This window comes from Aliihoeflea aestuarii, from assembly GCF_024105665.1.
GTDB classification, from domain to species: Bacteria; Pseudomonadota; Alphaproteobacteria; order Rhizobiales; family Rhizobiaceae; genus Aliihoeflea; species Aliihoeflea aestuarii.
In genome coordinates this window covers 526,328-538,668 of the sequence record NZ_JAAAMK010000003.1, presented here as the reverse complement: position 1 = coordinate 538,668, position 12,341 = coordinate 526,328, and the positions used below count along the sequence as shown (strand labels likewise).

Annotated in this window: 11 protein-coding genes; 5 read left to right on the top strand and 6 right to left on the bottom strand. The window is 65.0% G+C overall.

What is annotated here, in order from left to right:
* Window positions 1-47: 47 nt before the first annotated feature.
* Window positions 48-923: a transglutaminase-like domain-containing protein gene (locus GTW25_RS10350; protein WP_252912013.1), complete on the bottom strand. Its 876-nt coding sequence runs from the start codon at window positions 921-923 to the stop codon at window positions 48-50.
* Between the two features lie 99 nt (window positions 924-1,022).
* Window positions 1,023-1,232: a DUF1674 domain-containing protein gene (locus GTW25_RS10345; protein WP_252912012.1), complete on the bottom strand. Its 210-nt coding sequence runs from the start codon at window positions 1,230-1,232 to the stop codon at window positions 1,023-1,025.
* 104 nt (window positions 1,233-1,336) lie between these two features.
* Between GTW25_RS10345 and htpX the strand changes: the two genes are divergently transcribed.
* The 4 genes from htpX to purH all read left to right on the top strand — a co-directional run bounded on the left by htpX (window position 1,337) and on the right by purH (window position 7,449).
* Complete coding sequence (gene htpX, locus GTW25_RS10340) at window positions 1,337-2,275, top strand: zinc metalloprotease HtpX (RefSeq protein WP_252912011.1); 939 nt, start codon at window positions 1,337-1,339, stop codon at window positions 2,273-2,275.
* Window positions 2,266-3,651 (top strand): RsmB/NOP family class I SAM-dependent RNA methyltransferase, encoded by a 1,386-nt coding sequence (locus tag GTW25_RS10335; protein WP_252912010.1) that lies wholly within the window; start codon window positions 2,266-2,268, stop codon window positions 3,649-3,651. The genes htpX and GTW25_RS10335 overlap by 10 nt, the downstream gene beginning before the upstream one ends.
* A 210-nt stretch (window positions 3,652-3,861) precedes the next feature.
* Window positions 3,862-5,565, top strand: coding sequence for a heparinase II/III family protein (locus GTW25_RS10330; protein ID WP_252912064.1), 1,704 nt, complete (start codon window positions 3,862-3,864; stop codon window positions 5,563-5,565).
* Between the two features lie 267 nt (window positions 5,566-5,832).
* Entirely contained in the window at window positions 5,833-7,449 is a 1,617-nt protein-coding gene (purH, locus tag GTW25_RS10325) for a bifunctional phosphoribosylaminoimidazolecarboxamide formyltransferase/IMP cyclohydrolase (RefSeq protein WP_252912009.1), read from the top strand.
* A 78-nt stretch (window positions 7,450-7,527) separates the two neighbouring features.
* On the opposite strand, the gene GTW25_RS10320 is transcribed toward purH, so the two are convergent.
* From GTW25_RS10320 to GTW25_RS10310, 3 genes are all read right to left on the bottom strand, one after another.
* On the bottom strand, window positions 7,528-8,334 hold the full coding sequence (locus tag GTW25_RS10320) for an exodeoxyribonuclease III (RefSeq protein ID WP_252912008.1): 807 nt from the start codon (window positions 8,332-8,334) through the stop codon (window positions 7,528-7,530).
* Between the two features lie 111 nt (window positions 8,335-8,445).
* A complete protein-coding gene (locus GTW25_RS10315; RefSeq protein WP_252912007.1) occupies window positions 8,446-9,120 on the bottom strand; it encodes an outer membrane lipoprotein carrier protein LolA in 675 nt (224 codons plus the stop codon).
* Between the two features lie 110 nt (window positions 9,121-9,230).
* Entirely contained in the window at window positions 9,231-11,801 is a 2,571-nt protein-coding gene (locus GTW25_RS10310; protein ID WP_252912006.1) for an FtsK/SpoIIIE family DNA translocase, read from the bottom strand.
* Window positions 11,802-11,940: 139 nt separating this feature from the next.
* On the opposite strand from GTW25_RS10310, the gene GTW25_RS10305 reads away from it, so the two are divergent.
* The gene (locus GTW25_RS10305) at window positions 11,941-12,102 is read left to right on the top strand and encodes a DUF3309 family protein (protein WP_252912005.1); all 162 of its coding nucleotides are present in this window, start codon (window positions 11,941-11,943) and stop codon (window positions 12,100-12,102) included.
* Here GTW25_RS10305 and GTW25_RS10300 read toward each other — a convergent pair whose 3' ends face one another.
* Complete coding sequence (locus tag GTW25_RS10300; RefSeq protein ID WP_252912004.1) at window positions 12,103-12,300, bottom strand: hypothetical protein; 198 nt, start codon at window positions 12,298-12,300, stop codon at window positions 12,103-12,105.
* Window positions 12,301-12,341 lie beyond the last annotated feature (41 nt).

Here is a 12,341-nt window from a genome sequence, read left to right as displayed (position 1 = left end):
AATACCATTACGGCATTTATTCCTATTTCATCGAGTTTGGCAAGCGGTCAGGCCGAAAGGCTGTATGTGCTGTCGGCCGTGCGCGGCGCGCGCCGGAGGTCGGCGACCATCGGTTCGGCCATCTGCTCGTAGGTCCAGACCTCGAATTTTTCCAGTTTGTGCGGTCCGAACGTATGAAGGATCGGCACGTCGGTCGCATCGCGTCCGCGCGCAACCACGACGCGGCCGGTTCGCGGAATGTTGTGACGGGCGTCGAACGTATACCACCCGCCTTCCAGATAGACCTCGAACCAGGCCGAAAAATCCATCGGCGCGGGATCGGCGGGCACGTTGATATCGCCGAGATAGCCGGTCGCGTAGCGCGCTGGGATGTTGAGCGCGCGGCAAAGCGTGACCGCCAGATGCGCGAAATCGCGGCAGACGCCGACGCGCTCCTCGAAAGCCTGGCTGGCGGAGCGGCTTGACCGCGCATAGCCGTAGCCGAACGAGATGCGGTCATGGACGAAGTCGCAGATCGCCTGCACGCGCGACCAGCCCGGTTTCATCTCGCCGAACAGTTTCCATGCAACGGCGCTCAGATGATCCGTCTCGCAATAGCGGCTGCCGAGCAGGTAGATGAGCGTTTCGGGCGGCAACTGGTCGATCGGCACTTCGCCCGCGCCTTCGGCGACGATATCCGGCTCGCCGCCATCCTCCACCACCGCATCGTAGCGCACGATCAGTTCGCCCTCGGGCGCGACCAGTCTGCGGCAGCGATTGCCGAACTGATCCATATAGGTGCGCATCGGCAGCATCGGGCGGGAGGTGACGCCGCTTTGCCAGCGAATGTCGGCACGGCGATCGGGATGCAGATCGAGCGAGACGACCATCGGCGTGGACTGAGGGCAGGAAATCCCGATTTCGTAGCCAAGGCGTATGAGCATGGCGCAACCCTTCCCGGAAAGCGTTTCCGGTCTAACTCGGGCGCGGCTGATGCGTTCCTTTACATTGGTTCACATTTCGACAGAACCACTGACGCTGCGTCAGAAATCGCTCGCACGGCCCTTCACTTCCCAGTCGCCGTAACGGGCGGGGTCGCGTCCGCCGCGCCCGCCCTTTTCGGTCGGCCTCTCGGCCTCGACATCTTCGTAGGAACGGCGCCGCGCCTCGGCTTCGGCAAGCGCACGGCGGGCCGCCTCGGTCAATATGCGGGGCGGTTCTGCCGGAATCGGATCGTCGTGGTCGTCGGACATTGTCTGCGCGCAGTGGAATATTGAAAGGACAGTTCGATATTCCCATCATATAGACGGCGACGACGCGCTTTGCGACCGGCCAAGGACGAAAGGAAGACGGGACGATGAACATCATGCGCACCGGCATGCTTCTGGCATTCATGACGGCGCTTTTCATGGGCGTGGGCTACCTGATCGGTGGCTCCGGCGGCATGATGATCGCTTTCTTCGTCGCGGCCGCGATGAACCTGTTCAGCTACTGGAATTCCGACAAGATGGTGCTGCGCATGCACAACGCCGTCGAGGTCGACGAGCGCACCGCGCCCGAATATTACGGAATGGTGCGCGATCTGGCCGCGCGGGCCGAACTGCCCATGCCCAAGGTCTACCTGATCCGCGAAGACCAGCCGAACGCCTTCGCCACCGGCCGCAACCCGCAAAACGCGGCGGTCGCGGCCACCACCGGCCTGCTCGACCGCCTGACCTATGAAGAGGTCGCGGGCGTGATGGCGCATGAGCTTGCCCATGTGCAGAACCGCGACACGCTGACCATGACGATCACCGCGACCATCGCCGGCGCGATCTCGATGCTCGCCAATTTCGCGTTCTTCTTTCGCGGCAACAACAACAATCCGCTCGGCATCATCGGCGTCCTCGTTGCCATGATCGTCGCGCCGCTCGCCGCCATGATGGTGCAGATGGCGATCAGCCGCACGCGCGAATATTCGGCCGACCGGCGCGGCGCGGAGATCTGCGGCAACCCCGAATGGCTCGCCTCCGCGCTCCAGAAGATTTCGTCCGCCGCCCCGCGCATCCGCAACGACGAGGCCGAGCGCAACCCGGCGACCGCGCATATGTTCATCATCAACCCGCTCTCCGGCGAGAAGATGGACAATCTGTTCTCGACTCATCCGGCCACGCAGAACCGCGTCGCGGCGCTGATGAAGATGCAGGGCGAGTTCCCTGCGCAGGCAGCTACGCGCCGCCCGTCGTCTGGCCCCACGTCTGGCAGTGAAGGCCCCTGGTCGAACAATCCCACCGGCCCGCGGGGTCCGTGGTCGTGAGCGCCTCGAAAAGGCGGCCACACGCAAGGAACCCCGACCAATCCCCTGTAAATGACGACGCGCCGGGCCTTGCCGCCCGGCGCGCCGCCGTTCGCATCTTGAGCGCGGTGATCGATACGAAGACACCGCTCGACGGGCTGACGGACAACGAGCACGGCCACCCGCAATATCGCGCGCTCGATCCACGCGACCGTTCGCTGGTCCGCGCCATCCTGACGACGGCTTTGCGCCATCGCCAGTCCATTCAGGCGCTCATCGACGCACGACTCGACCGGCCGCTGCCCGCCAACGCCACGGCGCTGGTCCACATCCTTCATGTCGGCGCGGCGCAGATGCTGTTCCTGGATATTCCCGACAGCGCTGCAGTCGATCTCGCCGTCAGCCACGCCAAGGCGGACCCGCGCACGCGCCGCTTCGCCAATCTGGTCAATGCCATTTTGCGCGAGATCGGGCGGCGCAAGGAGCGCGCACTGCCTGCCGTGCTGGCGAATACCGTCGAAGCGCCGGACTGGTTCGCTGAGCGCCTCATTTCCGCCTATGGCGACGAGCACGCAAGCCGCATCCTCGACATGCACCGCCACGAGGCCGCCATTGACCTGACCGTCAAATCGGATGCGCAGGGCTGGGCGGACAAGCTCGGCGGAACCGTCCTGCCGACCGGTCAGGTGCGCCTCGCCTCCTTCGACGGCGCGGTATCTGCCCTTCCCGGTTACGCCGATGGCGAATGGTGGGTGCAGGACGCGGCCGCCGCACTGCCCGCCCGGCTGATGGGCGACATTTCGGGCCTGCGCGTCGCCGACATCTGCGCCGCGCCCGGCGGCAAGACGGCGCAGCTCGCATCGGCCGGCGCGCAGGTGACGGCGATCGAAAAGGTCCCGAACCGCGCCAAACGCCTCGCCGCCAATCTCGACCGCCTGAAGCTTTCGGCCAAAATCGTCATCGAGGATTTGTTCGAGCACAGCCCCGCCGAACCCTACGACGCCGTGCTTCTCGACGCGCCCTGTTCCTCGACCGGCACGATCCGGCGTCACCCCGATGTTTTATGGACCAAGACACCGCAAGACATCGAGCGCCTCGCTGCCCTTCAGCGCCGAATGCTCGACCATGCCGCGACGCTGGTGAAGCCGGGCGGCACGATCCTGTTTTGCAATTGCTCGCTCGATCCGGTGGAGGGCGAGGACATGATCGAAACCGCCCTTGCGCAGAACCCGCGTCTTGAGCGCAATCCGATCCGGCCCGGCGAATTTGCCTTCGCGGACCCGTTTCTGGATGACGATGGAGCCGTCCGCACGACACCGGCTGGCCTGCCGAATGACGAACCGATTTTGGCCGGTCTCGACGGTTTTTACGCGGTGCGCCTGAAAACGACGGCATGACCGTTTCAATTTGAAACGCATTTGATCTTCGCACAAACGATTGAATCAGCTATGATTCCGTCCGGTCGTCCTTGCGCCCGTTGCATCGCGCGGGGCACCATCTTGCAGTTGGAGGAAGCCTCGACATGGGTCTGACCGAAGCGTCGGTCGCGCGTCGATGGTTTCGGGGCGGCATCGCGAGGATGCGATGAGGAGGCCGGGGTCTTGGCAATGGCGTTGAACTACGATCCCCAATTGTGGGGCTTCGTGGCGAGCGAGGCGTGGCGCCGCGCCCGCCGACGCCTGCGTTCGGGGCCTCTCTATCGCTGGCGCTTTTCCGGCAAGACGCCCGAGCGCATCCTGATCGCGCCGCCCGATCTGCGGTTGGCCGACGGTGCGACGGCGCGGGAATTCTATCGCGGCCGTTTTCCGCTTGCCGGCAGCGTCGTGGAAACGGGCGGCACTTCGCCCTTCCGCGTCGAGCGCGCGCCCGCCGCATGGCAGGAGGCGCTTCACGGCTTCCGCTGGCTGCGCCACATGCGCGCCGCCGAAACGACGCTCGCCGCCGGCAATGCGCGCGCGCTGGTCTCGGAGTGGATTTCGATTCATGGCCGCAGGATCGCCGCGCCTGCATGGGCTCCGCATATCACCGCGCGACGGCTGATCGCCTGGCTCCAGCATTCGCCGATCGTGTTGACCGGCGCGGATATGGCGGCCTACCGCACCTTTCTCAAATCGCTCGCGGTGCAGATGCGCTATCTGCGCGCGGTCGCCGCGGAGATGCCCGACGGCGAGGAACGGGTGCGCGCGCGCATCGCGATCGTCTTCGCCACGCTCTCCCTGCCCTCCTCTCCCGCGCGGCTTCACGCGGTCTCGAAGGCGCTGGCGCTCGAACTCGACCGGCAGATATTGCCGGACGGCATCCATATCTCGCGCAATCCGGGCGCCGGCCTCGAGCTTCTGGCCGACCTCCTGCCGCTGCGCCAGACCTATTTCAACCAGGGCGAGGCGCCGCCCGACGCTCTGATCGGCGCGATCGAGCGCATGCTGCCCGCTTTGCGCTTCTTCCGCCATCAGGACGGCGTGCTCGCCCGCTTCAACGGCATGGGCGCGACCAGCCACGACCGCGTCGCGGCCATCCTCCACCACGACGACACAGGCGGCGCGCCGATCCTGCATGCCTCGCATGGCGGCTACGACCGGCTTGCGATGGGCGGCACGACGATCATCGCCGATACCGGAGCACCGCCCCCGCCCGATGTCAGCCACGAAGCGCAGGCCGGCTGTCTCTCCTTCGAGATGTCGTCCGGGCGGCACCATTTCATCGTCAATTGCGGCATCGATTCCTATGGCGCGGAAGATTTCCGGCTCCTGTCGCGCTCCACGGCCGCCCATTCCACGGCAACCGTCAACGACACGTCCTCCGCGCGCTTCACCTTGCCCGGCCGCCTGCGCGCCATGGTCGGCTCGCCGCTGATCGGGCCGATCCGCAAGGTGCGTGCCAAGCGTTTCGACAGCCCCGGAATCCATGGCGTCTCGGCCAGCCATGACGGTTATCTCTCCCGCTTCGGCGTCATCCACGAGCGCGAACTGATGCTCGCCGGCAATGGCGACATCTTCGAGGGCACCGACCGCTTCTATTCGGACCGCAACGGCATGGCGCGTCCGGGACCGGGCCTGACCGTGCAGATCCGTTTCCACCTCCACCCCGATATCGGCGTCTTCCGCAACGAGCGCGGACAACTCGTGCTCAAGGGCAACGACACCGACATCTGGACCGTCGAGGTCGAGGGCGTCGCCCCGGTGGTGGAGGAATCGATGTTCTTCGCCGCGATAAGCGGCCCCCGCCGCTCGCGCCAGCTTCTCGTCGAAATCGACCCCTCCGTGCTGCCGGAAGTCGCCTGGCGCTTCACCCGCATCGAAAAGGCGGGATGATTTTCTCTTAAGCCTCCGCTTCGTCGCGCCCCCTCTGGCCTGCCGGCCATCTCCCCCACAGGTGGGGAAACTACGCGGTGTCGATCACGAGACTGATCTCCCCCCTCGCGGGGGAGATGGCCGGCAGGCCAGAGGGGGCGCGACGGAGCGCGATGCTGCCCAGAGAGGACCGCGACAATGCGCAATGCTGCCCATCCAACGGTTGATTCACCGCCGATCTATGATAGGCGAAGCGCACCTCCCGCTTGCCTCACAAGGACATCCGCCATGGCCGTCGCGTCGAAGAACATCCCCGCCCCCGACCGCGTGCGCGCCACCCGCGCGCTTCTTTCTGTCTCCGACAAGACGGGCCTCGCAGATCTGGCGCGTGAACTGACGGCGCTCGGCATCGAACTCGTCTCGACCGGCGGCACGTCGAAGGCGATTACGGAGGCCGGCCTGAAGGTCAAGGACGTGTCCGACATCACCGGCTTCCCGGAGATCATGGACGGACGCGTCAAGACGCTGCATCCGTCCGTCCATGGCGGCCTGCTCGCCATCCGCGACGATGCGGAGCACCGCGAAGCGATGGAGGCCCACGGCATCGGCCCGATCGACATCGCGATCATCAATCTCTACCCCTTCGAGGAAGTGCGGCGCGCAGGCGGCGACTATGCCGCGACGGTCGAGAATATCGACATCGGCGGCCCGGCCATGGTCCGCGCCTCGGCCAAGAACCACGCCTACGTCTGTATCGTCACCGACCCGGCCGACTATCCGCGCCTCGTCGAGACCCTGAAAGCGAATGAAGGCGAGACGGATTATCGCTTCCGCCAGGAACTTGCCGCCAAGGCCTATGCCCGCACCGCCGCCTATGACGCGGCCATCTCCGGCTGGTTCGCCGAGACGCTTCAACTCGACGCCCCCGCCTCGCGCGCCTTCGGCGGACGCCTCGCCGCCGAGATGCGCTACGGCGAGAACCCGCACCAGAAGGCCGCCTTCTATATCGACGGCAACCCGCGACCGGGCGTCGCGACCGCGCGGCAATTGCAGGGCAAGCAACTCTCCTACAACAACATCAACGACACCGACGCCGCCTTCGAATTGGTCGGCGAATTCGACCCGCAGGCAGGCTCGGCGGTCGCCATCATCAAGCACGCCAACCCCTGCGGCGTCGGCACCGGCACCTCACTGCGGGACGCCTATCTCAAGGCGGTCGAATGCGATCCCGTCTCGGCCTTCGGCGGCATCGTGGCGCTGAACGGTCTTCTGGACGCCGAGGTCGCCGAAGAGATCGTGAAGACCTTCACCGAGGTCATCATCGCGCCGGAAGCGTCGGACGAGGCCATCGCGCTGGTCGCCGCGAAGAAGAATCTGCGCCTGCTCGTCACCGGCGGCCTGCCCGATCCGCGCGCGGGCGGCCTCGCCTTCAAGTCGGTTGCCGGCGGCATGCTCGTCCAGAGCCGCGACAACGGCATCGTCGACGATCTCGACCTGAAAGTGGTGACGAAGCGCGCGCCGACCGACGCCGAAATGGCCGATTTGCGCTTCGCCTTCCGCGTCGCCAAGCATGTGAAGTCGAACGCGATCGTCTATGCCCGCGACGGCGCGACGGTCGGCATCGGCGCGGGCCAGATGAGCCGCGTCGATTCCTCGCGCATCGCAGTCCGCAAGGCCGAGGACGCCGCGCAAGCAGCCGGCTGGCCCGAGCCGAAGACGAAAGGCTCCGTCGTCGCCTCGGACGCGTTCTTCCCCTTCGCCGACGGCCTCGTCGCGGCCATCGAGGCCGGCGCGACGGCGGTCATCCAGCCCGGCGGCTCCATGCGCGACGACGACGTCATCGCCGCCGCCGACGAGCACGGCATCGCCATGGTCTTCACCGGCATGCGCCATTTCCGGCACTGAGCAAGGCACCAACCTGACAATCGTCATCCTCGGGCTTGTCCCGAGAATCTGCTGCCTCACGAGCGCGCTACTGCCGCCTCAATCCAGATCGAACCGCGCGATCACCGGCACATGGTCGGACGGCCGTTCCCAACCGCGCGCATCCGTCAGCACGTCCATCGCGGTCAGATGCGGCGACAGGTTCTGCGACGACCAGACATGGTCCAGCCTGCGGCCACGGTTCGACGCCGCCCAGTCTTTCGAGCGGTAGCTCCACCATGTGAAGAGCTTCTCCGTAGGCGGGATCGCCTGGCGCATCAAATCCACCCAGTTGCCGGCTTTGCGCATCGCCTCGAAGCTTTCCGTCTCGATCGGCGTGTGGCTGACGACCTTGAGCAATTGCCGGTGCGACCACACATCCGTTTCGAGCGGCGCGATGTTCAAATCACCGACGAGGATCGAGGCATGATCGTCCCCGCTCGTCGCCGGTACGTGATGCATCTCGGCGACGAAGTCGAGCTTGTGGCGGAATTTCGGATTGATCTCCGGGTCCGGCTCGTCGCCGCCCGCCGGCACATAGAAATTGTGCACGAGGATGCGCTTACCGCCCGCCGACACATTGACCGCCAGATGCCGGCAATCGCCCTTGGTGCAGAAATCGCGCTTTTCCACGATTTCTAGCGGCCTTTTCGAGATCGTCGCGACCCCGTGATACCCCTTCTGGCCGCTGATCTCGATATGCTCGTAGCCGAGCTTTCTGAGCGGTTTCAGCGGAAACATGTCGTCCGGACACTTGGTTTCCTGCAGGCACAGCACGTCCGGCTGGTGAGCGGTCAGAAAATGCTCCACCAGCGGCATGCGCAGGCGAACGGAATTGATGTTCCAGGTGGCGACGGAAAAAGGCATGGGGGGTGGAAACCGGAAAGACAAAGGGATGCGGCCGGACCCTGCCAGCCGCATCCCGTCAACTCAAGTCTTTCACGACGGCTTGGGCGAAAACCGCTGCTCGTCCACAGGTCAGCGGGTGTCGCGCCGCGTACCGATCTCGTTGACCCGCTGATAATTGATCGAAAAGACCGAAGGATCGAAGGTCACGCCCGACTGGACATTGTAGATCATGACCGTCGTGTCGCGGCCCTGCGCATCCGTGATGGTCCACTGCTTCAGATCGTAGTTCTGCGGATCGAACATCATGGTGATGGTCGAATTGCCGAAGACCGAGCGATCCTGAAGCGTGATGGTCGTCGCATCCGCTTCCTGCTCGACGCTCTGCACCTTGTTGCCGGACAGGTCGATACGCTCGTCCAGAAGCAGCTTCAGCGGCGTGGACGACAGCGAGTAAAGATCAGCCGTGTTCATGCGGGTATTTTCCAGAACGACCGACTGCCCGTCCGAGGTGACGCGGAAGGTCGACGGCTGTTCGTAGTTGAAGCGCACCTTGCCGGGACGTTCGATATAGAATTTCCCGCCGGTCTGCTCGCCGCTCGGCCCGAACTGGACGAAATCGCCCATCATCGTCTTCACGCTGGCGAAATGATCGGCGATCTGCTGCGCTTCGCCGGCCTGTGCATGGGCAGGCGCCACGAACGCAGGCGACAGCGCCGTTGCGGCCGCAATCGCCGCCGCGCTCAAGGCGAAAAAGCCACGCCGCATCCTGGTCAGGCCCGAAAGGGTGGGTGTTTCCATCGTCATCGGTCTCGCAAATTCATGTGTTGCCCTCAACTGGTAAGTAACGCGTCAGTGGGGCATTAGTTTGGCTGCAGGCGCGGCAAATTTGTCGCAAGCATGCCGGGCGGCATGGCTCAATAGGTCTCTTCCTCGGTCGGCACGAGAATTTCGCGCTTGCCGGCGTGGTTGGCCGGGCCGACGATGCCCTCCTGCTCCATCTTCTCGATGATGGAGGCGGCGCGGTTGTAGCCGATGCCGAGCCGGCGCTGGATATAGGAGGTGGACGCCTTGCCGTCGCGCAGCACCACCGAAACCGCCTGATCGTAGGGATCGTCGGAATCGTCCAGATTGCTGTTGCCCGACGAACCGCCCTTGGCCGACGCGCCGCCATCTTCGTCCTCGCCGTCGTCCTCGGTGATCGAATCGAGATATTCCGGCACGCCCTGAAGCTTCAGATGCGCGACGACCTTCTCGACCTCGTCGTCGGAGACGAACGGCCCGTGAACACGCTGGATGCGCCCGCCGCCGGCCATGTAGAGCATGTCACCCATGCCGAGGAGCTGCTCCGCGCCCTGCTCGCCGAGGATCGTGCGGCTGTCGATCTTGGAAGTGACCTGGAAGGACATGCGGGTCGGGAAGTTCGCCTTGATCGTGCCGGTGATGACATCGACCGAGGGGCGCTGCGTCGCCATGATGACGTGGATGCCCGCCGCGCGCGCCATCTGCGCCAGACGCTGCACCGCACCTTCGATGTCCTTGCCGGCGACCATCATCAGGTCGGCCATCTCGTCGATGATGACGACGATATAGGGCATCCGCTCGAGTTCGAGATGCTCGGTCTCGTAGATCGCCTCGCCCGTCTCGCGATCGAAGCCGGTCTGAACCGTGCGGCTGATCTGCTCGCCCTTCTTCTCGGCGGTCGCGACGCGCTGGTTGAAACCATCGATATTGCGCACGCCTACTTTCGACATCTTGCGGTAGCGGTCCTCCATCTCGCGCACGGTCCATTTGAGCGCGACGACCGCCTTTTTCGGATCGGTGACCACGGGCGTCAGAAGGTGGGGGATGCCGTCATAGACGGACAGTTCCAGCATCTTCGGGTCGATCATAATCAGGCGGCATTCGTCCGGCGTCATCCGGTAGAGCAGCGACAGGATCATCGTGTTGATGGCGACGGACTTGCCCGAGCCGGTCGTGCCGGCGACCAGAACGTGCGGCATCTTGGCGATATCGACGATAACGGCGTCGCCATTGATCGATTTGCCGAGCGCCAGCGCCAGCTTCGCTTTCGTCGTGGCGAAGTCCTGGCTGGCTAGCATCTCGCGCAGATAAACGGTCTCGCGCCGGGCGTTCGGCAGTTCGATGCCGATCGCATTGCGGCCCGGCACGACGGCCACGCGCGCGGCAATCGCGCTCATCGAGCGGGCGATGTCGTCGGCAAGGCCGATCACGCGCGACGACTTGATGCCGGGCGCCGGCTCCAGTTCGTAAAGCGTGACGACCGGACCGGGACGCACCTGGATGATCTCGCCCTTGACGCCGAAATCCTCCAGCACGCCTTCGAGGATGCGGGCGTTCTGGTTCAACGCGTCCTGCGACAGCGAGGCGTCGCGCGCCAGCGCCCTCGGTTCGGACAGGAATTCGATATGCGGCATCTCGAAGCCGCTGTTCCCGTGACGCGCCATCGGCTGCGCGGCGCGCTGAACGGCGCGTGGCGCGGCCGCGCGAGCCGGGGCCGCCTGTGCCCGCCGTGCCGCGATTTCCTGCGGGCTCGGCACCGGCGTATCCAGGTCGAGATCGTCTTCGCTCAATCCGATATCGTCGGCATCGAAGGGCGGCTCGACGGACGGCGCGCCGCGCATTGCCTCGAAACCCGGCTCCACACGGCCTGCGGGGCGCGTCGCCAGTTCGTCGAACGCATCGAATTCGTCGTCGCGCCGGCGGCGCGACATGTTCGGCAACGCGCCGTGACGCTTCAGGAAAGCGTGGGCCGACAGCCACATATGCGCGACGGCGCCCAACGCCAGGAAGCGGCGGCCCTCGCCATCCTCTTCGTAATCGTCGTCGTAATCGTCCTCATCGGCCTCTTCCTGGACCGCGACCTTGCGCGCCGTCTTCCTGCGCTCCGCAGGCAGCGTGCCAAGGGCGTTGCAGGCGACATAGAGCAGCCCGCCGGCCGGCAGGAACAAAAGCGCGGCGGTGACGAAGCCCGCCATTCCGCTCGGATAGGCGCCGATGAACCTGCCCGGAAGCGCCAGCACGATATCGCCGAAGACGCCGCCCAGCCCTGATGGCAGCGGCCATGTCGGCGGCGCCCCGACGCAGCCGATGATACCCGCGCCGATCGCCGCTGCGCCGAACCACGCCAAAGCACGCTTGCCCGGCTGGAGGATACGCCGGCCGAGCACCAGACCGATCGCCCATACGATCGCCGGTACCAGGACGACGACCGAGCCGAGCCCGAAGAACTGCATCAAGATGTCGGAAACGACCGCGCCCGGATAGCCGGCGGCGTTGGTGACGGGATTGTCGGTCGCATGGCTGAAGGAGGGGTCCGCCACGTTCCACGTCGCCAGCGCCGCTACGATCGCGGCGACGACGATCAGGATCGCCGTGCCCGCCAGCTTGCGCACCTGCCGCCGCAGGAAGCCGGTGAACCCGTAATCGCCCTCATTCAAGCTGAGCGCATGAGACTGCGAACGCATGCCTTACCCCGTATGCCGTCGCGCCGATGATCCGGCCAGATTCGCATCACGCTAACGGGTGCGGGTTAAGACGCCATTAACTACATTTTTTTCGACGCGCCTTGTTTTCCATGACGTTGCGAATGGATAGTCTGACGGAATGGCTCTCGTTCTGATTGCGCTGATCGGCGCGCTCGCTATCGCCTCGGCACCGATATGGCCACATTCGAGACGGTGGCCATGGTGGCCATCGATCGTCATTCTCGTTCTATTGTCGATCCTGCTCGGGCTGCTGGCGATCGAGCGGATAGAGGCGATGTAGTCAACGCCCCTTCAGGCGAAGGAACACACCGAGAAACAGGAGCGCGCCTCCAATCGCTCCGATCGCGCCGCCGAATACGGTCAGTACGCGCCGGACGAATTCTTCGGAACTGCCGACCGAAACCAGATAGGCCGCGCCACCTGCCAGCGTGACGATCAGGAAGGCGGCGAGCAGGAATATGCGTGTCGAAGGTCTCATCTAATCATCCTGACCACGTTGCGGTTGTAGCGCGTGAAGTA